This window comes from Bacillus sp. 7_6_55CFAA_CT2, from assembly GCF_000238655.1.
GTDB classification, from domain to species: domain Bacteria; phylum Bacillota; class Bacilli; order Bacillales; family Bacillaceae_G; genus Bacillus_A; species Bacillus_A cereus.
In genome coordinates this window covers 261,478-282,703 of sequence record NZ_JH414709.1, presented here as the reverse complement: position 1 = coordinate 282,703, position 21,226 = coordinate 261,478, and the positions used below count along the sequence as shown (strand labels likewise).

Here is a 21,226-nt window from a genome sequence, read left to right as displayed (position 1 = left end):
CCCTTTAATTGGTTCTGATGATATTGTATCAGTTTTTTGTATTTTCTGCACTTATTTACCTCCTAAAAATTCTTTCATTTCTTTATACGTTTTTTAACATAAATACCCATAAGAATGTTAACGATTGTTGCAACTCTGTAGGTAGTTGACCTAACATCTTCTCATTTACTCCGCGCTTATATACGCCGATGCCATCTACAACTTTAAAACCTTGTTCTTTCGCTAACTGTTCAAATTCCCAAGGCATCATTGTATTACAAACAACGTCTTTTCCGTACAAGCGAGGATAACTATTCTCTCGTGGCTTTGCTGTCGGTCCTAAAATTGCAATACATGCATATCCATCTTTCTTTAACACACGCTTTATTTCATTTAACGCTCGTAATGGCTCTTCCGTCCATTCTAAAGAATTAATTGCCATAATTGATTCAAATTGCTCATTTTCAAATGGTAATGCAGAAAGATCTCCTTTTATAAAAGATAAATTTGGTCCTTCTCCGCGCTCCTTACCTTTTTGAATCATCACTTCCGATAAATCTACTCCCACTGCTTTATAGCCTGCGCGACTTAATTTATATGTACCGTAGCCATCACCACAACCAACATCGAGCACTTGTGCTTCTTTCTTCACGTATTGTTCAAAAAACGGAATAATTGTACTTCTGCTACCACTGTCCCACATTTCCTGACTATTTTGATTCCAAAACTCTGCGCTACTATCCCATTTCTTCTCCGCTGACTCGTGCCAATTAAATTTCGTCATACATTCCCCTACCTTCACGTATTATCATTCATTTCATTCTACATCATTTTCCAAAATTCCTGTTTTATCCCGCTTGCAGTAAGACACCTTCCTCAAAATTCAATGGATGCGGATCAGTTAATGGGAGAGAACTGCTCATAAAAATCCAATTGTTGCTGGCTGATAATCAGTCCTAGTGAAAAAAATCCCACACTTTATCTTCAATAGGAGATGGATATGTTAACGATGGAATGCGTATTCTCCAATTTTTGCTTTACTTGGGTTTAACTCATACTCATGCTCTTCTCATTTTGAAAGATACTATAGATACACCCAATTGAAAGAGAGGGATGTACATGCGAAGAAAGAGAAATCATCATTTTAAAAGTGGTGAAAAAAACGAAGAGTATGCTGCTGAAATATCACCAGCTGGCATTCCAATTAGACATAAGCGTAAAGAAATTGCAAATGAGATAGAAGGTACAAATACCGGCACAATGGTAGGCTATGTCGCTTTATTTCTTTCGTTATTCTCCATTGCTTTTTATCCAGTTACGCTCGGCTCCCTAGCAATTTTAGTTGGCCTATTAGCTGTCAATTTCGGAGCAAGAACACTTGGATATACAGCAATTGGTTTTGGTAGTTTTTCTGTTTTATTTACTTTACTTTATCCGCTTGCTTTGTCAGCGTTTTAAAAAAACACACCAAGTTATACTTGGTGTGTTCATTCATGATACAACATAATATGACCGCATCCACAACAATGTTTCGCTGTAATTTCTTGAAACACTGGATAATTTTCTTCATCTCGATGCTCAATAAATACTTTTTCAAATCGATACATGTTTGGTGCATATGCCCAATCTTGTTTCGTACGTGCATATAACGTTGAGGAAAAAAACTCCTCACCACCGCAAACGATACATGTGTTCTTCATCGCTATCCCTCCTATGCTTGTCTTACTTCATCTATATGAACATAAGCATAAAAAAAAGACCTTCTATTACTAGAAAGTCTTCTCTGAAACAAAAAGAAATGTACCAAACATTCCTACTCCGCTATATTCTTTTGAAACACCAGCTTCTGTTTTAAATGTTTGCTTTACAGTCATAAAGAATACACCATTTCGTGCATCTGTACTTTCAAATTGTAGTTTTTCTTTTTTACCATCTACATTTTGCGTGCATTCAAAACTACTCTCATTACAATTCAACGCATACTTATCCTCTACATACACTTTAAAATCTGATTCTTTCGGACAAGTTATAAGTAATATTGCCACGAGAATAATACTTATAATACCCACAATTGTATAATATTTCTTCATTTGTACTCCTTTCAAATGACAAGAAAACTTGACTTCATACGCCAAGTTTTCTTAGTCAACAACCCATTGCCACTCTTGTTCTTTCTTATCAAAAATGAGCCAACCTGTTTCTGTTGCTTCCTCTTTCAATTCATCGATATTATCTAACACCTCATCCGTACTTTCATACGAACCAACTACATATACCGGAATTTCAAGACCTCTTCTTGACTCAATCTTCCCTGCTAGATCTATGTAAAGACCATCTTCCATTAGTGGAATCAGTCCCATGATCAATTCTTTTGAAATTGCTGGGAAAATTTTTGATTTTTGGAAGAAAGAAAAACGTTTCTTACCGAAAGCACCGAGTTTATACGGAATGACTTTACTTAACATTCCTACAAAATCAGCAATTCTACGATAATACACTTTGTTGTACCATCCGTCATCATGTGAAAAATAAACAAATCGATTTTTCAACAGCGGAAAGAATGTTCTTGCAAGTGGTTCTTTTTTGTGAGCCAAATATAATAATTCTGCAATTTCTTTCGGCTCTAATTCATCTAAATCGCTTGCATCATCAAAATCTACCCAACAAAATTCATCAAATTCATCAATCTCTGCTTGAATTAACTTATGTATATTTTCTTCCTCAACATATTCAAATAAAGTATGATAATGAAAATCCGTCCATTCAAAGTTGTGCTTCAAAAGCAACACTTGATGAAGCGGTGAAGGGATGTTACTCGCAAACTCTTTAAACGTAATTCCTGATGTAATAAAACAATGACCTCGACGATTACCATTAATATATATCATATTCTTTACTTGGTCAGATCCTCCAGACAAAGCACCTAGCCACCTTCGTTTTATATGTTTCAATTCTATAGCATATTTTAACATGAAAAATTTTAGAAACATAGAAAAAACTTCAAAAACTATTTACAATTTCATGTGTTTTATTACATAGTGATTACAAGAAAAAACGCCTGCTCATGAGCAGGCGTTTTTAAAGGATTTCATCAGGGTTTTGAGGATGATGATTTCCCTCTTTCTTTTCTTCTTTTTGGAACATCGATTGAATTTTATCAATTGTTTGTGGAGCTAATTCAATCATTTTTTCTGCTAAATGTGTCGCATTTTGTAGATGAAGAATATTTACTCCATCTTTATTCACCACAAGAAATGCTACTGGTGTAATAGAAACACCACCCGCGCTACCGCCACCAAATGCAGCGTTACCGTTCGCTCTTTGTCCATCATTCGTTTGGAAATCAGAACCTCCTGCTCCAAAACCGAACGCTACTTTAGAAACCGTTAACACCACACCACCGTCAGCCGTTTGAACAGGCTCTCCAACAATCGTATTTACATCAACCATTTCTTTTAAATTTTCCATTGCTGCTTTCATTAACCCTTGAATTGGATGATCCACCGTTCATAACCTCCTTTGTCATATCTTTCCTAGTTTTTCCGAAAGTTTGTGAACTAAACATAAAATTTAATATTGATTTCAAAAAACTTAAGTTGTAATATTTAGAAAAATAAAAAAGAGGTCGATTCGTTATGATGCGAAAATTAACAAAGAAAGATCATGAACAAGTATTCCCTTACCTAAAAGAAGAAGCAGCCCTTAACTTGTTTATTATTGGAGATATTGAAGCTTTCGGTTATGACACAGATTTTCAAGAATTATGGGGAGTATTTAAAGAGGATGGAACATTAAAATCAATTTTACTCCGATTCCACGATTCATTTATACTATATAGTAAAGAAGACTTTGTTACCACTGATTATGAGGCACTTCTTTCAGCGTATAAGCCGCTTAAACTATCTGGTAAGTCAACTATCGTAAAAAAATTTGAAACTTCTCCTGCTATTCAACTAGGTGTCAAAAGTGATATGTATTTTTGTGAATGTCTAAATGGCAACAACTTACCTGACACGCCTATTCATGAAACGATTAAGCTTGCATCAATAGATGATGTAGATCGAATTATGCAATTAAGAAGTAGCATCACTGAATTCCGAACTGCTCATGAATCAGAAAAAATTTTACGACAATCTATTGAAACAAATACAGGACGTACATATTATATTGAAAAAGACGGTGCAATCATCGCATCCGCCTCTACTTCCGCTGAAAATTCATTATCCGCTATGGTAGTTGGTGTATGTACACACCCGAATTATCGTGGAAATGGATTTGCTTCACTCATATTACAAAAAATGATTCAAGACTTTACGAAAGAAGGCCGAACACTTTGTTTATTTTATAACAATCCAGCTGCTGGACGAATTTATAAACGACTAGGATTTAAAGACATTGGGATGTGGACGATGTATCGATAATAAGAAGTACTCTATAAGAGGAAATAGTCGTAACTTAGTAATACAAGCAAATTACAAAATAACTCACACCGTTATTATGAAGATGGAGAAACTACTTGTAAAGCCGTGCCCCTAACTAAAACATGTCATGTATTCAAGCTAAATTTAGACAGATAAACGCCCCAGTTGCATCTACTCCAGCAACTGGGGCTACATATTTATACTCAATTTCTTTCCACTACAAATAGAAATATTTATGAAACATTTATCACACTTATGTCGCTATTATCTTTCCGTACAAATGCCCTTCTAAATATTACTGCGTCTCATTATACTTTGCTTTAAAATCAATATATTCCTGTTTCACATCTTGGTTATTACCTTGGTGACTATCAAAAGATGTGTGTATTTGTGATATATATTCTACTAACTTACCTTCATCATTTCGCTTCTTATAATTTATTACAATACTTACCTCCAATATCTGCTCTGAACTATCTTTAGAATCTATATGCAGTACAATCGATCCACCATCATATTCATCATATTGTATTTTCAACTTATCATTAACAATACTCTGAAACTCTGATTCATTTAGTTTATATCCAACTGTACTAGGTTGATCAAACTTTTTTATATCATCTCCGGGCTTCATCTTTAGTTTCCCTATTCCTTTTAAACGATCAACAATTAAGTTTACGTATGAAACATCCAGATTTGAATCCGGACTTTTCACCTGTCCATTTTTATACATAATATTAGTACGATAAACACCTTCTTTTTTATTATCTTTGCTGTCTACTGCTGAAGTAACCGCTTGTGTTGTACTTCCATATAAACTTTTATCTTTCGTATTATATATCCCTTCCGAAGTTTGATAGATTGTTTTTCTATGCTCTCCATCTTCCTTTTGTTCATATGTACTATATATACCTCTTTGTTTCACATACGCATACCCATCATCACTCGCAGACATAACCTTTCTCATGTCACCTTCATCCAAAGCTTTGACAAATGGCTTATAATCTATCTTCGTCTCCCCAAAACTACATCCACTTAATAAACTTGATACTATTAACAGAACTATCATCATCCTAGCTTTCTTCTTTAACTTCATACTGACACCCCCTTGATTTCTCTAGGCATTTTTAGGTTCATTACATTCCCATTTTGATAGTAATATAGTTCACCTTTACTTACCGGTATTTATTAACTCATACAGATTATATTGAAGATACTTTAATTTTTAATAGCATCGATTTTTATACAATCCTTAATTGTTTATATATTCCGTTCGAATTTTCAGAAATCAAAACTTATTTTATTTCTTTGGCTTGTTTTTTTTTCCTTTTCTTCATAAAGCTTTAGTCTTTTCTGACGTTCCTTTTCGTGCTCTTCCCACGAAATATAAAATGACGGAAACTTAAATCTACAATAGGCTAATAATTGGAATTCAGCTGCACCTATGGCTACCGCGTACATTACAAGAGTTCCTGCTATATACCCTGCTAATATCTCTATTTCATAATCATTATGAAAATAAATTAAAATAAGAAGGATTAGTGCATATACCGTAACACCAATCATTACGTTGTTTTTTGTTTTACTAAAAAATGAAGCTGTCCTTTCATCCATACTAAATGCTCCACTCTCTGCTTGTTTAAAGGTATCAATTGTTGTCACCAGATGAACAAAAACTGCTCCTAGAAACAATAAACCCACATACAATAATGTAATTTGATCAATCGAATAATTTGAAATTGCTGGAAGTATAAACAATGTGAATCCTATAGTTCCCAGCTGAAATGTACATAATAATATCACAAGCGCTTGCAACCTTTGACATTTAAAACGAACTTTTGGAAATAGATATAGAATTAAAAAGATTACTTGCAAGGTATATAAAACTAATTCAATACAAACAATTATTTTGTCAAAGAGATTTGGATAGTAACCCCAGCCAAATTTAACTAATGCTCCCAAAATAAAAAGCATGAATAATGAACTATAAACAGTTGCGCCAAGTATAAACACCATGGAGCGTTATGGGCTTAAACGATTTCTACATGTAATTCTAAATTCATCTAAATCTTCTTCTTTTATGTTCCACATTTGTTAACTCCACCTTTCCCCGAACTATAGTATATTACCAAAATAAAGATGCAATTTTCTTAGTCACTGATTTTATACCTTTTTATTTTCATCGCAACTCTTAACAATCTCTTTTGTTGTACTGCGCCTTGTATTTTAAATATTCCTGTCTCGCATCTTGGTTATTATCCTGTTTTCTATTAAAATACGTTATTATTTGGAACATATTTTCTATTAATTTTCCATCCTCATTCTTTTCTTTAAAATCTATATCTATCCTCATTTGCAAAATTTGTTTTGGATTATTTGGGGCATCCAGGTACAATACGATTGTTGCTCCATCAAATTCATCGTATTGTATCTTTAATTTATTATTAATAATATTTTTAAATTCAGATTCAGTTAGTCGATATCCCACTGAATTAGGCTGATCAAACTTTTTCATATCATCTTCAGGCTTCATTTTTAGTTTCCCTATCCCATTTAAACGATCTACAATTAAGTTTACGTATGAAACATCTAGATTTGAATCCGAACTTTTCACCTGTCCATTTTCATACTTAACATGAGTACTATAAATAGTTTCTTTTTTATAATTCTCATTTGTCCTTTTTCCCTTGTCTTTTTCTATATCAGTCGTAACTGTTTGTATCGCCTCTCCATATAAACTTTTATCTTTTGTATTATATACACCTTCCGTAGTTTGACGAATTGTCTTACTATGCTCTCCATCTTCCTTTTGCTCATATGTACTATATATACCTCTTTGTTTCACATAGGCATATCCATCATCACTAGCGGACATAACCTTTTTCATATCACCTTCATCCAAAGCTTTGACAAATGGCTCATATTCTATCTTTTTTTCAAAAAAACTACATGCTTGTAGTAGGCTGATTGTTATTATGATAGTAATCATTTTAGAAACCTTTTTTGTGTTCATTTCATCATCACACTACCCACTCTACATTTTCGATCAGATAACCTTCTAATCACTTTAATCACCTTACATAATTAAATTTTCTTTTAGAAGTTAAAATACTCTCCTGTAAATAATTACTTTTCTATCATCAAAACTTACAATACGCACTTTCTTTATGCCTTACGTTTCGATTTACCTTTTTTATTTTTCTTTCGATATCTTGGAGTCTCTCTTTTATGTTGCTCCCACGTTTTATTAAATGATGGAAATTTAAATCTGCAATATGCTAATAGCTGAAATTCAGCTGCACCGATTGCTATCGTATACATTAAAACAGTTCCTATTACATATCCAATAAAAGTATCAAACGCATAATCATTATGAAAATAAATCAAAATAAGAATGATTAATGCGTATATTGAAGCAACTTTCATCATAGTTCCTTTTGTTTTACTAAAAAAGGATACGGATCTTTCATCCATACTAAACGCACCTTCACTTGCCAATTTAAATGTATCTATTGTTGTTACAATATGAAAAATTACTGCTCCTAAATATAGCAAACATACATAATTCAACGTAATACGATCCATTGAATTATTAGCTATTTCAGAAACAACTAAAACTGTAAGTAATATAGTAGCCATTTGAAGTGCGTATAATAATACGACAAGTGTTTGTAGCTTTTGAAATTTAAATTGAGCTTTTGGAAATAAATATAAAATGAAAAAAATTACTTGCAGAGCATATAACAACACTTCCAGCTTAACAATTCCTATATTAAGGAGAACCATACAGTAATCCCAATCACCTGATACAATAATAGAAAAGACGGCTATTGAACTATAAAGTATTCCTCCAAACATAAATCCTGTAGCACCCTCAGGACTTAAACGATCATTACATGTCATCCTAAACTTATCTAAATCTTCTTCTTTTATATTCCACATCCTGACGTTTCACCTCTATACAGCTTAAATAATTTTCATTCAATAACATCCCATTACATTCCTAACTTTTTAAGTACATTCATCTTTGCGTAACTATATTCAGATAATATTATCTCTACATTAATTACCGTACATAATCAGAATGCTTTTGATAGTTCAAATAGCCTTCTTTCTCCTCAAAAGCTCTAAATATTCTTCTCTCTTTCACTTAAGCATATCCCTCATACTCCCTGAAACTCCACTCACTTAGTAAAAACGTTACTGTCATCACAATTGTATCGAGATAATATAGCTCTTTATTTTTATCTTCAGAAAGGTGATAACCTCCCATCGACAATATGCTAGGAGGTTATTACAGTTATTTAAAATTTGTTTTTTATTTTAATGGATTCGATTTTTGCAAATAATAATGTTGTTTAATTTGAGGAGCGAACATTAAAAACCTACTGCTTAATAACTCGTAATTAAGTCTTCACCCTCATATCTAGGGTCTTTCTCAACTTTACCATCTTTTGTTTTGATGACTTTTAGTCTACCTAACCACTCTGCTCCGTTATATGTCTCTTCACTTACCCATACTTTATGCTTTTTACCATCTACCTCAACTACTAATGTGGGGTGTGTAAACATGAATTCCTTCTCTACATGCCTACCTACAATTTCTGCATGTAATGATGTACCTTCTTCAACTAATTTACTATTTTGATACCCTTCGATAATAGGTAATCCAATAAATACAAAGGGTATCAGTCCAAATACGATTACTTTCTTCTTTGTACTCCATTTATTCTTTTCTTTCAATTCCTTCTGTCTCGCTTCTCTTTCTTCGCGTTCATCCAAACTCTCATTTAAAGCATCTTCCCATGCCTTAATTTCCGCTTCGATTTCTGCTTCAGCTCTTGCTAGTTGTTCTAGTTGTTCATCGGTTGCTACCATCTCATATGACTTATCTCTAACCAAACGAATTTCAGCACCATTTTCTTTTACTTTTCGCAAGTCTTTTTCTGTACAATTAAACTCTCGAATGATTTCCCCTTGTGTGTTTACCAGTCTAACGTAAATGTTTTTTTCTCCTTCTTCTTAAACATCTGAACTCCCCCTTATTTGTTTCCTATCATAGATAACCCTATTGCAATTAAGAGAAAGAAAACGATAATAAGGAACGTCTTCCCTTTGCTTACTTGTGTTGTAGAACCTTCCAAGACAGCCCATATAAAAATTTGGAAAAGAAGAATACCTAGGAGAATATCAACTAACTTGTTGCTACTCTTCTTTAGTGGTTTTTCTTCTACTATCGGTTTTATCTGAACAGCTTCCTTTCTTATTTGTTTCGGTTTCTTTTTCTTGCGTCTATGATTCCCCCAACTTACTCCTTTTAGAATAACTTTTTCCTAACTATAAAAATACCGAAATATCCCATTTTCATCGTATAGGATAAAATGATTTATTTCTTCACAAATAGATTTCCACCATAAAAAACAGTCTATGACTATTATTTACAAATGTTATTTCAACTTTTATTTTATTCTTTTTCTATTCGCTATAAATTCTTGACGTTCTTTTTCATGTTGTTCCCACGTAATACTAGATATTTAGATTCTTATTCAATCAAAAATAGACTTTCCTCTTTCCATGTTGGAAGAGGAAAGTCTATTTATTTCTAAATATATTATAGCCCTTGTTTTATTAATAATTGTTACTTATTATTTTCAGCCTTGTTCTTTATCGTTTTTACAAATTCATTTCGCCATATTTTAAAATTATGAGCAAATTTTCCTTCAATAGAATTTTTATATCCTTCAAATTTTACTTCTAAAATATCAAAGTCATTGAATAATTTATATGTCTCTGCCGTCAATCCTACTGGGTGTAATACCCCACCATAATCATAGAAAGTGTCTTCATCGAGAAGTATTCCTCTTGTAGTAATTACATACTCTACATCTTTTTCTTCCTCAGTACTCAACCTCACTACACTTCCTAAAGGCAAAACTTTCTCCATATAATCTTTCATATTAATTCACCGATCCTTTTAATACGATAATTTTCTCTTCTATTTTTTGTCGCCTTTTTTCTAATTGGCGGATACGATCAATAAAAGCATCACGTGTTTTACCTTGCAAACTATTATCAATACTACTTTCTAATCTTCTAATATCTCCTGTCAAAGATACAGCTGCTTTTTCAAGTTGCATAACAACGTTAATAATTTGATCTCGCCCACCACTGTCCGGAAATGTACTATGAACCCTCGACATTATCATATGTAAATCCATCCTCATACCCCCTTCCTTAACATTTATCAATAATAGGAAACCGAAGCTAACTCTTCATCTTTTGCTATCATAGAAATTACCGCATCTGTTACATCTTGACTTAACTCTTTTAAATCATTTGAAAGTTCGTTCACATCTCTGGAAATCTCTACTAATAATGAACGATTTAATCCTCTACTACCATCATTCATAAAATAGTTTAATAATGATTGGCGATGGCTTCTTACATAATCTCCAGCAATTGAAGCAATATTTGTATCAATTTCAAAGTCACCTTTAAATACATCTAAAATATCTTGAACAAGAGAAGATGCTACTTCTTTTGCAATTGCTATAATTTCATCACGGGATAAATAAAGAATGATGCATCCTACTAAAAAATCTACAGCTGCGTTAAATACTGATTCTAACACTTCAAGTACCTTTTCCTTACATTTTGCTAATTTATTCTCTATCCAATCCACAGCCGCATTCACCTGATTTCTAACTTCTTGTATAACTTCCTTACTAAATTTCAAAGCTTTTTTTCCTGTTTCTACACCTATACTTGCTATTTTTGTTGCTAGAGCACTAGTATCTCCCACTACTGTTATTGCAACTAGAATTGCACTGACTGGGGTTCCATTTACCACTAAATCCACTACAACTTCTTCTGTTGTACTTAATGTTTTTTTTCCAGTGATTCCTTTATATAGGTCCCCAGCAGATTCTGATATTTCTAAAAAACCAAATTTCCAATCAAATCCTGTTTCGCTAACCTTTTTCAATTTATCTATTGCTACATTCCCATTCCTAGAATAAAATTTTGGATCATATAAAAAAGAATGCCCTTCCCCATTTTCCATTTTATAAACCTGTCCAGGTATTACAAAATCTGCGGCCTTAATGGCGCCATACAAAGGATCATATTCATTTATAAGACTGCGGCAATTTTTCATATTGGTCCCGTATCCGTACTTAACCACATCTTTATTTAAAACAGGCGCAGGATTTAAAGCTAATACGTTTATATTATCTTCTTGATGTCTTAATGCAACTGTATTCGCTGCTCCGCCACCTAAGGAGTGCCCTAGTAAAGTTATCTTCTTTCCTTTATTCTTCGCCTTGACTTTTTCATAAAATTTTTCTGCTTGACTATACTGAAATTCCGCTAATGACCCCAATATAGGTGAATTAGTTAAATTATGTAGCCCAATTGCTCCATCGGTTGCTAAATCGCCTACCTGATTCGGTTGAGTTCCAACGTATACTATCAAAATCTCATCCGTATCTTTACTTCGTAAGGCATATGCTCCAAACCCTGATGTTGGATGGTTATCATCATCAGCTATAAGCTCAGCATTAAAATTTTTCTCTAATTCCCTCTGATTTGTCTTTTCATTTGAATTACTATATATTTTCTCTTTCCCATTATATTGATAAATATCTCTACCAGCTAACCTCAGCTTACCTACATCGCTATCTATTTTAAAGTCCTCTTCATTTTTCATTTCTCTCCCCACATTAAACTCCTCCTAATATAAATTATTGCTGATTTATATACTCCTTTTCATAATCTATATATTCTTTTTTGGAATTTTGATTATTTTCTTCCCTAGCATGATAATATGTCGAAATTTCTTGATTTCGCTTTATAATTTTATTCTCTTGTTTTTCTTCATAATTTACCGAAATAGTAATTTCCATTATTCTCATATTATTTTCTTTTGCATCATTAGGTGTATTAAATTCAATCATTAATACTGCAGAATCAAATTTATCATATTTTAAATTTAACTTATCATTAATTATGCTTTTAAACTGTAATTCCGTTAAATTATAGCTTATTATGCTCGGTTCACTAAATCTTTTTTTATCCTCACTTGGCTTCAATTTACTCAGTCCGTTTAACCCTCCAAATATTAATTTTACATATGAAATATCTATGCCTTGATTCTGGGGTATTAAACGGGATTTTTCATTTTTTAAAATTGTACTATAAACAGTTTCTTTTTTGTAATTTTGATTGTCACCAACGTTTTTGTCATTTTTTATATCAGTAGCAACCTTTTGAGTTGTTTCCCCATATAAATCTTTATCTTTCACATTATATACTCCATGAGTTGTTTGATATATTATCCTACTATGTTCACCGTCTTCTTTTTCTTCATAAGTACTATCGCTAACCTCTTCTTTCACATACGCATACCCATCATCACTAGCAGACATAACAGTCTTCATATCCCCTTCATCCAACGCCTTTACTAATCTCTCATACTCTATCTTTGTCTCTCCAAAACCACACCCACTTAATAAACTTGCCACTATTGACACGACTATCATCACCTTAGCTTTCTTCTTTAATTTCATACTGTCACCTCGTTAGTTACTCTAGGCATTTTTAGTTTCATTATGTTCCCTTTTTGATAGTAATACACTTCATCTTTACCTAATGGTGCTTCGTTGCTTATATATTTTATATTGAAGATACTTTGATCATTTAATGGCATTGCGATAATTGCTGCTGTTAGCTTACTTCTCATTTTCATAGGTAGAGCTTCACGATTTCGGTCCATGTAGTCGTGGTGACCTGCTAATACAAAGTAAATGCCTACTGTACGAGATAGATCAATTAAAGTTGCTGCATCCTCCATTTCTAAATAAACAAATTTACTAAACTCTTCAACATTTGTCATGATAATGAGTTGTTTTGTGAATGCAGGAATTTCTCTACCTTCTTGTCTTGCTTGCGCTAATTCAAGAGCTCGTTCGCGAATTACTTCCATCCAATACTTCGCATGCATATTGATTTCATTTTCGTCTACAATGTAGTGCGTCACATTATCTTTATATTGAACGAAACTATACTCTGCTGTATCCACTAACGTCACACTTTCAAAATAATCTTTATTCAATTGAGATAGGATGCTAGATACAATTTGTTTTCTCATACTATCATCTACACTATAAATCATTAAATGATCATTCACTGCAATATCATGAGCTACAACTTCTACGTTTGCAAAATCAAGCCCCATTGGAATTCTTGCTGCTTGTAGAGCTTTTGTAACGTCTTTATTTTTACGATAAGTAGCAATATCAATAATTTCTGGCATCATTGGAATTGCCTTCGGACGTTCTCCATCCCATTCTCGGTCCATATCATTTGCTTCTTGTTGTAATAATTGAATTTGCTGTAATTCATCTTCTGCTTTCGTAGGCAATGCAACCTGGAATAATGTAGGAGATTCTAGTTTTATTAACGCTCTTCCTACTGTTTCTTCCACTTTTATATCAGATCTCCCTACAATACTAGCTACTTCACTTTGATCAATCATATATAGGCAAGTTTGGATTTTAATATTATTGTACAATTGAATTCTAAGTGCATTTTGTCGCCCTGCACTAATTAAGGTATGAATTCCTAAACTTGCACCATCTCGAACAATTTGCATAATTAGCATTTCAAAGCTTTCATAGAACTTCGCTTCTTTTACTGCATCATAATTGTCGATCGCAATAATAATATGTGGTATTTCTTTCCCACTTGCCTTTTCATACATTTCAATATTTGCAACGTCATATTCACTTAATAATCGTTTACGATTTTTCATTTCTTGAGTTAATCTTTCAACAAACTTTAAACATTTTTCAGATTCGTCAATCGTAATCGTATCCGCTACATGAGGTAATCCTTTCAAAGGTAGAAGACCATTTGTTCCAAGGTCCACTAAATACACATGCAAATGCTCCGGACTATGCTGACGAGCTACATCCATAATGACTGATTGTAAGAATGTTGATTTTCCGTAGCCTGGACTTGAGAAGACCGCTACGTGTCCGTCTTTACTAATATCTAGTGTTAATGGTGTTTGTGATTGTAATTCAGGCTGATCTAGTAGGCCAACTGTTGCTTGTAATGGTTTCTTTTCTTTCGTCCATGCTTCTTTGAACTGAATAGCATGTAAGTCTTGTAAATATACGCTTTCTGGAAGTGGTGGTAACCACGGTCTTGCTAATGCTTCAATTTCATTTATTTCTGCGTAATCGTGAATGTAGTCAATAACAGCATCCAGTTCAGATGGTACGCTTATTACTTCTTTACTGCTACCAAGTCCACTTAAGTCTTCACTTAATATTTCATATTGTCCTAGATCATTTATTGCATAGATTGTTGCATCTAAATGTTCTTTATCCTCTTTATTTTCTACATAGTCTGCTCCGCTCCAAGCTGATTGGAATAGTTCATAAATTTCATTATTCCCAACTTGTAAGTAAGCACGTCCTGGTAATGTAATTTCAGCAGCATCCGGTGTTTTTAAAATTTCATTACTATCTGACGTATTTTGAACTTTTAATGCTAGTTTGAATTTCGAGTTACTCCAAATTTGATCATCTACAACACCACTTGGTTTTTGCGTAGCTAATATTAAATGAATTCCGAGTGAACGACCGATACGCGCTGTTGAAACTAACTCTTTCATAAATTCTGGTTGTTCTGACTTCAGTTCCGCGAATTCATCACTAATTAAAAATAGATGTGGCATCGGTTCACTTACTAAGCCTTCTTTATACAGTTTTTGATACTGATTAATATGGTTTACATCATTTTCGCCAAATAATCGTTGTCTTTTTTGTAATTCAGCTTTAATTGATGCGAGCGCTCTCATACTTTGTGCTCCATCTAAGTTCGTAATTGTTCCTAATAAATGTGGTAAGTTTTTGAATAAATTCGCCATACCGCCGCCTTTATAGTCAATGAGTAGAAAGGCTACTTCGTAAGGATGGAAATTGACTGCTAGAGATAAAATATACGATTGTATAATTTCCGATTTACCTGAACCTGTTGTACCTGCTATTAATCCGTGTGGTCCGTGTGCTTTTTCGTGTAAGTTTAAGTTTACGATATCTTCTTTACCACGTAATCCAAGTGGTACAGCTAAAGATTTATGCGCTGCATTTTTCTCCCAACGACTTGTGATATTCAGTTCTTTTACTTTTTCAACGCCGTACATTTCTAAAAATGTTACGCTTTCTGGAATACTATTTTTTAAGTTTTGCAAATGATTTAATGGTGCTAATGCCCGTGAAATATCTTCTAAATTGAACCCTTTCGGTACGTGATTTAGTTTAAATTGACGGTTAACAAGCTCTCCTTGCTCTAAGATGATGTTCCCTTGTTTTGCATCTCTTATATCTATTACCGTTTTCACATGCTCCGGTAAACTTTGCATAACATCTTGTACAAATACAAGTGATACACCTAATTGACTCGGATCATCATTAAAAAATTCCATAACAACATGGTCTAATATTAGTTTTTCATCTGTAATGAGAACGACATAGTGCGGTGCAAAGTACATTTTTTCATTCGTTGAACTTTTTTCATCTAGTTTTAATTTTCGTTCTTTCAATATTTGATACAAACTATTTAACACTTGATCACGGCTACGATCATGGTATACAAATCCACGTACATTTATATCGCGAACACTTCCGTGAGGTAACCAGCGCATCCAATCCCATTTTTCTTTTTCTTCTTCCGGAAAAATAGTAATAAACTGCAAGTCATAATAACTATGGAATAAAGCCGTTTGTGCAACTAATAATTGTAATTGCTCTAACACTAAAGAGCGTTGGCCAATATAACCGACTGGTCCATTCATTAAATCTGTTACAACTGGTACATCTTCCAATGATAGATAACGCTGTCTTAGTTCACGTGCTATATCGATTAATTCATCTTTCGTTTGACTAAATTCTTCTTCATTAAATTGAATTTCAAAACTCGTATTAGCTTGTCCTGTTCCAACGCTAAATGTTAAGAAATCATGATGTAACATTGTTTTTTCATAAATTCGAGGATTTACTTGAACTGCCATATTACGTATTACTTCTACATTTGGATTGTGATAATGTAATGCGTGACGCTGTTTTTCACTTTCTGCATGTAAATCTTTCGTTTTTTGTTTTATATACTCTCTATAGCTTTTATCTCGTTCAACAATGTCGACTTTATATTGCTTCAAATTTTTAATATACGATGTGACAGAAACAATGATTGTTACTAATGTCATCGCAATCGATGCGATAATAAACATTCCATATTTCATGAAAATAGCAAGTAATACAGTTACGACAATCATGACAAGTGAAGGTGCAATGATTCTTGCTAAATGCTCCGTTGGTTTTGATGGCATACTTGAAGGCTTTGCAATTGTCATTTTCTCTTCTGGTTCACGGTAAATAATACGTGGTGAACGATGATAGTCTGGATAACCACTTTGATAATTCGTTTCTGATTCTACTAAAATAGGTAACGCAGATTTCACTTTATCTTCTGAAGAAAGTACTTGAATGTCTTCACTACCAATCTCCAATAAAATACCATCAAAATATAATACGTCTCCTGATTCCAACATAACGCTATCTTTTAACTTCGTATAATTATGAAATACATCCCCGCCATACACGTTCACTTTAAAAGAATCGTACAACGTTTCGCGAGATAGCATTAAATCTACACTAGTCCCGGTAATAGAAATATCATCGTAATCGTTTTGACTCACTGTAAGAGAATGTTTCGTTCCAATATCAAACACTTTAGTTGTGCCAACAATAGATATAAAGATTTTCAAGCTCACATCTCTTGTTTTCCCAATCTCAATTTCCTTATTGAATTCTATTAATTGATCCTGTACCATCCAAGCATTTACTTCATTATTCCACTTTAACTCTACTTCTTGTTCTAAACTTGGATTCGTAATATCATTTGTCCACTCTTTTCCAATCGACACTATTGATTGCTCATTTGGATGTAATGTGCACTTATATATCTTGTCTCCATAAGTCAATACTAATAGTTGCTCCATCCGTGTTCACTGCTCCTTTTCAACTGTCTCATCAAGTGCTTACTCTTTTTTCTCTGTGTCCGACAAATTTTTATCGTTTGATGAATTGCCATATTTCTTTTTATATTCATCTAATTGTTGCTCATATGTTTTTAACTTTTGATCACGTTCTTCCCCTGATAAATCCGGATTATTTTTCAGTGATTCAATTTGTTTAACAAGGCCGTACATAATAAGCTGAGGATCATCAAGTGTCTTAGCTAAATCTAATGATTTATCAAAATTACCTTTTCCGTTATACATCCAATACAGCAAATACTTTTCATCACTTTTCAAACTAATATTTTTCATAATCGATTTCTTTTGAGCTTCACCTAGTTTTTCAGCTGTAATGTATGCAAATGCTAACTCATATTTAGATGCAATCGGTAATGATTCAAACTCCTCTTCATTCAATTGCGTAATGACTTTGTCATAATCAGTTGCTATGAAACTTGCATTTGCTTCTAACAATTTATTTTGATAAGGAAATTTTATAAAAGTGAAATATATTAAAGGAGCAGCTAAAATAACTGTCGCCGCTATGAAGGAAAAAGCTAAGTATTTAAATGATTTGTAGCTTTTTTTAGGTACTAACTGCATATTTTTTTCTGTTTTTGTTTGTTCCTTCTCAAAGCTGTCATCAAGAAACTGCAGTAATGCATCTAAGCTTTCCATTTGAGCAACGGTCTGTTCAAATGTTGTTTCTTTTGCATCTTTTAGTAACCCAGCATACAAATCATCAAAGTTATGTTTTTGGGAGAATAAAGCAATAATTAGACACTTATATTGTGTTAAAAATTGCTCTTCTAATAACGGGGTTGGCGGAACAATATCTCGAATTCCTCTATGTATAATACTTGGTATTAAATTAGCATTAAAAACTATATTGTCTGGATGTAAAAAGAACGTGATTCGTTTATTTAAATATTTACGAAACTGCGCAACATTCCGAAGTAGTCTTAATTTCTCATTTCTTCCAAAACGGCTAAGATCGTCCCACTTATATAATTTTTTATCTACTTGATATAGAAACGTAAACATATCATCCGTTTCTTCTATTGTTAATGGTACAAATTCAGATGATTCGCCCGTAATTATATCGAATTGACGGAAGTCTTTTATACGTGTTTGAGATTTGGTCATCTCCAATTTCCAATTTTCTTTTTCTATTTGAAATTGATAGTTCATTGCATCAATTTGAATTATTTTTTCCGTCATGTTTATCCTCTTCTCCTTTTCTTTATAACCCGTAATAACTTATTTTCAAATAACTAAAAGTAAAAAATATTCTTTATAAAACTTGCAAAATATCTCCATCTGTTATTTGGTGATCAATTAAACGATCATTATCTGTTAAAACAATTGACTTATTTTTCACTTTAATTACAAAATGTGAACCTTCATGATTATCAATCTTTAGCGTATCTAATAAGTTTTTTAATAAATATTTAATAGATTGATGATTCGGAATACGCAAATCATATGTATTTCCATTCCATTTACTAAAATCTACTGTCACATTGATATGTGTTTGTATTGCCATCGCTTTACCTCCAACTTTTACGAAGAACCGTATAAATACCGATGCAAATAAGTAGAATGCCGCCGCCAAATAATAATATTATTGTTATACTAATTGGCTCTTCATTCATTGTTTCATTACTCGCTACTTCATCTGCACTTTTTCTGACAATGTATTCACTGCTAAACAAACTATTTTTCGTATCTTTAACACTATTATTCTCTTTTGGTTTTGTAAAAAGAGAATCTCGCAAAGCTTCCATATCTTTTTGTTCTTTCTTTTTCTTTTTCTCAATTTCTTCTTCTATATCTTTGTTAAATAACTCAATCGATGCTTTATCTAATTCTGTTTCCTTATGTTCCTTTTTATTTTTTTCTTGGTCGCTTTCTTCAAGTCGATCCACTTTAAACTTAATCTTCCCATCATCACCAAGATAACTGTCAGCCGCGCTCCTTATCGGTAGCGCGACAAACAGTAAAAGGATAGAGAGAAATGATAACTTAGCCACTATGCTCCATTGTTTGATCATTTACTTCTTTTTCCTCCCATTTCTTATGCCATACAAATAGATTACTAACCAATCCAATAATGGCAATTACAAACAATACGACAAAAATAACTTTCCCAGTATCTTTACCACTAATAAAATCATTTAGAAAACTTTCTATATACTGAAGCGGTGAGAATTGACGTATCTTTCCGACAGACGACATTTGATCTACTTTACTTCCAACTGCCTCAGTTAAAAATAGGTACATGCTTAAAAATACTAATAGTATAAACATTCCTACCATTTTTATTTGTCGTAATAAGTAGGTTGAGACCAATACAAACGCCATCATAATAAATGTGATGAACGCAATCCATAGTAAACTTTGATCCTGACCGAACTTTAAAAGACGCCCAGAAATGATACCTATACTAATCCCTTCCACAATTGATATACCGAAAGCTACTACTGTAGTTGGTACATTCATATCAATTAATGAGAATTTCTCTTCAAAATGATCTGATTGCATTCGTTTCTTTTCTTGATTCGCAATTGCGTATGCTGTAAATAATGCAACAATGAAACAAGTTAATACAATTAAGTATGGTGTAAAAGCATTTCCTGCTACAATTACTCCATCATTTTGCTTTTGAACTGGACTAGCTAAAAAGTCATATAGCATCTCATTTTGACGATCTCCAATACGGCTATTCGCTAAAATTTTCGTAAAGTTTTTGGAGAATGATTTATCATCTTCCATTTTCTTCGTAAAGTCATTTAATAATAAATCAGCTTTTGAAACAATTGTCGTTCCGCTGTCTTGAATTTCTTTTGCTTGTCCATTAATTTGATCAAATGTTTTATATACATCGTCTGAAGTTGCTAAACTATGCTTCGAACTTTCGACCAATGACTGACTTTGCATCATTAATGATTTAATACCAGAATCTAACGATAAAATAGCTGTTTGCTCACCAGCATGATTTGTTGTTAATACTTGCTGCTCTTCAACTAGCTTTAAGCTATTCTCACGCCATTTCGCTAAACCTTTTAAATACTCTCCTAAATTTTCATTCATACTAGTTGCTTGTTGCGTCGTTCCATTTAATTTCTCCGCTAGTAGCATAGAATTTTGATCCGCACTAGTAATAGATTGTTGATAAGAGTTTATTTTTTGTTTTAAACCTGACATATCTTGCTTTATTTCTGTAGTAATACTTGATGAAACAAGATTTGAAATTAAATCAATTAAACTTTGTTTATTTAATACGTAGTACAAAGATTGATCCGTCGCAATTGCATCTAAACTTCCCTCTTCTAACTTAGGACCTACATCTTTCGTTCTTAAATCAATCCCATAATACATTTCGTAAAGGCTCATTAAACCTTGATAACTTTCGACTGTATCTACTGCTTCTTTTATTAATACACTAGATATATTTTTTGTTAATACTTCTGCTTTTTGATGTACTACTTGATTCGTTGTACTTTCAGTAACTTTACCGTTGTCTGTTCCCGTTCCGCCTCCTGGGTTTCCTCCGGTTCCGTTGTCTGTTCCCGTTCCGCCTCCTGGATTTCCTCCGGTTCCGTTGTCTGTTCCCGTTCCGCCTCCTGGGTTTCCTCCGGTTCCGTTGTCTGTTCCCGTTCCGCCTCCTGGATTTCCTCCGGTTCCGTTGTCTGTTCCCGTTCCGCCTCCTGGGTTTCCTCCGGTTCCGTTGTCTGTT

Annotated in this window: 19 protein-coding genes and 4 pseudogenes; 2 read left to right on the top strand and 21 right to left on the bottom strand. The window is 33.1% G+C overall.

Annotation, left to right across the window (positions count from 1 at the left end; genetic code table 11):
• Positions 1–82: 82 nt before the first annotated feature.
• Positions 83–763 carry a class I SAM-dependent methyltransferase gene (locus tag HMPREF1014_RS10580; protein ID WP_000160044.1) on the bottom strand — a complete coding sequence of 227 codons (681 nt, stop codon included), beginning with the start codon at positions 761–763 and terminating at the stop codon, positions 83–85.
• A 335-nt stretch (positions 764–1,098) separates the two neighbouring features.
• On the opposite strand from HMPREF1014_RS10580, the gene HMPREF1014_RS10575 reads away from it, so the two are divergent.
• The gene (locus tag HMPREF1014_RS10575; protein ID WP_001253202.1) at positions 1,099–1,437 is read left to right on the top strand and encodes a hypothetical protein; all 339 of its coding nucleotides are present in this window, start codon (positions 1,099–1,101) and stop codon (positions 1,435–1,437) included.
• Positions 1,438–1,466: 29 nt separating this feature from the next.
• Here HMPREF1014_RS10575 and HMPREF1014_RS10570 read toward each other — a convergent pair whose 3' ends face one another.
• The 4 genes from HMPREF1014_RS10570 to ytfJ all read right to left on the bottom strand — a co-directional run bounded on the left by HMPREF1014_RS10570 (position 1,467) and on the right by ytfJ (position 3,483).
• Complete coding sequence (locus tag HMPREF1014_RS10570; RefSeq protein WP_000798747.1) at positions 1,467–1,679, bottom strand: hypothetical protein; 213 nt, start codon at positions 1,677–1,679, stop codon at positions 1,467–1,469.
• A gap of 69 nt (positions 1,680–1,748) precedes the next feature.
• On the bottom strand, positions 1,749–2,069 hold the full coding sequence (locus HMPREF1014_RS10565) for a hypothetical protein (RefSeq protein WP_000761171.1): 321 nt from the start codon (positions 2,067–2,069) through the stop codon (positions 1,749–1,751).
• A 51-nt stretch (positions 2,070–2,120) separates the two neighbouring features.
• Positions 2,121–2,897 carry an oxalate:formate antiporter gene (locus HMPREF1014_RS10560; RefSeq protein ID WP_000014087.1) on the bottom strand — a complete coding sequence of 259 codons (777 nt, stop codon included), beginning with the start codon at positions 2,895–2,897 and terminating at the stop codon, positions 2,121–2,123.
• Positions 2,898–3,057: 160 nt separating this feature from the next.
• Positions 3,058–3,483, bottom strand: coding sequence for a GerW family sporulation protein (gene ytfJ, locus HMPREF1014_RS10555; RefSeq protein WP_000349986.1), 426 nt, complete (start codon positions 3,481–3,483; stop codon positions 3,058–3,060).
• 131 nt (positions 3,484–3,614) lie between these two features.
• On the opposite strand from ytfJ, the gene HMPREF1014_RS10550 reads away from it, so the two are divergent.
• A complete protein-coding gene (locus HMPREF1014_RS10550) occupies positions 3,615–4,400 on the top strand; it encodes a GNAT family N-acetyltransferase (RefSeq protein ID WP_000984778.1) in 786 nt (261 codons plus the stop codon).
• Between the two features lie 295 nt (positions 4,401–4,695).
• On the opposite strand, the gene HMPREF1014_RS10545 is transcribed toward HMPREF1014_RS10550, so the two are convergent.
• From HMPREF1014_RS10545 to HMPREF1014_RS10480, 16 genes and pseudogenes are all read right to left on the bottom strand, one after another.
• The gene (locus HMPREF1014_RS10545; RefSeq protein WP_000768488.1) at positions 4,696–5,496 is read right to left on the bottom strand and encodes a DUF3952 domain-containing protein; all 801 of its coding nucleotides are present in this window, start codon (positions 5,494–5,496) and stop codon (positions 4,696–4,698) included.
• 185 nt (positions 5,497–5,681) lie between these two features.
• A pseudogene (locus tag HMPREF1014_RS31195) lies at positions 5,682–6,491 on the bottom strand (hypothetical protein).
• Positions 6,492–6,591: 100 nt separating this feature from the next.
• On the bottom strand, positions 6,592–7,413 hold the full coding sequence (locus HMPREF1014_RS10535; protein WP_029960852.1) for a DUF3952 domain-containing protein: 822 nt from the start codon (positions 7,411–7,413) through the stop codon (positions 6,592–6,594).
• Between the two features lie 152 nt (positions 7,414–7,565).
• On the bottom strand, positions 7,566–8,342 hold the full coding sequence (locus tag HMPREF1014_RS10530) for a hypothetical protein (RefSeq protein ID WP_000267127.1): 777 nt from the start codon (positions 8,340–8,342) through the stop codon (positions 7,566–7,568).
• A gap of 450 nt (positions 8,343–8,792) precedes the next feature.
• Positions 8,793–9,338 (bottom strand): hypothetical protein, encoded by a 546-nt coding sequence (locus HMPREF1014_RS10525; RefSeq protein ID WP_009326853.1) that lies wholly within the window; start codon positions 9,336–9,338, stop codon positions 8,793–8,795.
• 104 nt (positions 9,339–9,442) lie between these two features.
• Entirely contained in the window at positions 9,443–9,724 is a 282-nt protein-coding gene (locus HMPREF1014_RS29840) for a hypothetical protein (protein WP_074595851.1), read from the bottom strand.
• Between the two features lie 314 nt (positions 9,725–10,038).
• Complete coding sequence (locus HMPREF1014_RS10520; RefSeq protein WP_000656387.1) at positions 10,039–10,356, bottom strand: DUF4176 domain-containing protein; 318 nt, start codon at positions 10,354–10,356, stop codon at positions 10,039–10,041.
• Position 10,357: 1 nt separating this feature from the next.
• Positions 10,358–10,618 (bottom strand): hypothetical protein, encoded by a 261-nt coding sequence (locus HMPREF1014_RS10515; protein WP_000363091.1) that lies wholly within the window; start codon positions 10,616–10,618, stop codon positions 10,358–10,360.
• Positions 10,619–10,644: 26 nt separating this feature from the next.
• Positions 10,645–12,108, bottom strand: a complete 1,464-nt coding sequence (locus HMPREF1014_RS10510; protein ID WP_043307434.1) for an alpha/beta hydrolase family protein — start codon at positions 12,106–12,108, stop codon at positions 10,645–10,647.
• Between the two features lie 34 nt (positions 12,109–12,142).
• Complete coding sequence (locus tag HMPREF1014_RS10505; protein WP_000768475.1) at positions 12,143–12,967, bottom strand: DUF3952 domain-containing protein; 825 nt, start codon at positions 12,965–12,967, stop codon at positions 12,143–12,145.
• Positions 12,964–17,193, bottom strand: a pseudogene (gene essC / locus HMPREF1014_RS10500) (type VII secretion protein EssC); the annotation flags it as partial. The pseudogene essC and the gene HMPREF1014_RS10505, both read right to left, overlap by 4 nt.
• A pseudogene (locus HMPREF1014_RS32580) lies at positions 17,188–17,469 on the bottom strand (FtsK/SpoIIIE N-terminal domain-containing protein); the annotation flags it as partial. The pseudogenes HMPREF1014_RS32580 and essC, both read right to left, overlap by 6 nt.
• A 39-nt stretch (positions 17,470–17,508) precedes the next feature.
• Positions 17,509–18,708, bottom strand: a complete 1,200-nt coding sequence (gene essB / locus HMPREF1014_RS10495; RefSeq protein ID WP_000136611.1) for a type VII secretion protein EssB — start codon at positions 18,706–18,708, stop codon at positions 17,509–17,511.
• Positions 18,709–18,781: 73 nt separating this feature from the next.
• Positions 18,782–19,033, bottom strand: coding sequence for an EsaB/YukD family protein (locus HMPREF1014_RS10490; RefSeq protein WP_001007571.1), 252 nt, complete (start codon positions 19,031–19,033; stop codon positions 18,782–18,784).
• A 4-nt stretch (positions 19,034–19,037) separates the two neighbouring features.
• On the bottom strand, positions 19,038–19,541 hold the full coding sequence (gene essA, locus HMPREF1014_RS10485; protein ID WP_000595655.1) for a type VII secretion protein EssA: 504 nt from the start codon (positions 19,539–19,541) through the stop codon (positions 19,038–19,040).
• Positions 19,513–21,226 (bottom strand): annotated as a pseudogene (locus tag HMPREF1014_RS10480) (type VII secretion protein EsaA); the annotation flags it as partial. The pseudogene HMPREF1014_RS10480 and the gene essA, both read right to left, overlap by 29 nt.

Coding starts and splice junctions, on each gene's coding strand:
- HMPREF1014_RS10530 (WP_000267127.1), bottom strand. CDS start 8,342: ATGTGGAATATAAAAGAAGAAGATTTAGATAAGTTTAGGATGACATGT.
- HMPREF1014_RS10510 (WP_043307434.1), bottom strand. CDS start 12,108: ATGAAAAATGAAGAGGACTTTAAAATAGATAGCGATGTAGGTAAGCTG.
- HMPREF1014_RS10490 (WP_001007571.1), bottom strand. CDS start 19,033: ATGGCAATACAAACACATATCAATGTGACAGTAGATTTTAGTAAATGG.
- HMPREF1014_RS10545 (WP_000768488.1), bottom strand. CDS start 5,496: ATGAAGTTAAAGAAGAAAGCTAGGATGATGATAGTTCTGTTAATAGTA.
- HMPREF1014_RS10575 (WP_001253202.1), top strand. CDS start 1,099: ATGCGAAGAAAGAGAAATCATCATTTTAAAAGTGGTGAAAAAAACGAA.
- HMPREF1014_RS10565 (WP_000761171.1), bottom strand. CDS start 2,069: ATGAAGAAATATTATACAATTGTGGGTATTATAAGTATTATTCTCGTG.
- essA (WP_000595655.1), bottom strand. CDS start 19,541: ATGATCAAACAATGGAGCATAGTGGCTAAGTTATCATTTCTCTCTATC.
- HMPREF1014_RS10550 (WP_000984778.1), top strand. CDS start 3,615: ATGATGCGAAAATTAACAAAGAAAGATCATGAACAAGTATTCCCTTAC.
- HMPREF1014_RS10505 (WP_000768475.1), bottom strand. CDS start 12,967: ATGAAATTAAAGAAGAAAGCTAAGGTGATGATAGTCGTGTCAATAGTG.
- essB (WP_000136611.1), bottom strand. CDS start 18,708: ATGACGGAAAAAATAATTCAAATTGATGCAATGAACTATCAATTTCAA.
- HMPREF1014_RS10580 (WP_000160044.1), bottom strand. CDS start 763: ATGACGAAATTTAATTGGCACGAGTCAGCGGAGAAGAAATGGGATAGT.
- HMPREF1014_RS10570 (WP_000798747.1), bottom strand. CDS start 1,679: ATGAAGAACACATGTATCGTTTGCGGTGGTGAGGAGTTTTTTTCCTCA.
- HMPREF1014_RS10520 (WP_000656387.1), bottom strand. CDS start 10,356: ATGAAAGATTATATGGAGAAAGTTTTGCCTTTAGGAAGTGTAGTGAGG.
- HMPREF1014_RS10515 (WP_000363091.1), bottom strand. CDS start 10,618: ATGGATTTACATATGATAATGTCGAGGGTTCATAGTACATTTCCGGAC.
- HMPREF1014_RS10535 (WP_029960852.1), bottom strand. CDS start 7,413: ATGAACACAAAAAAGGTTTCTAAAATGATTACTATCATAATAACAATC.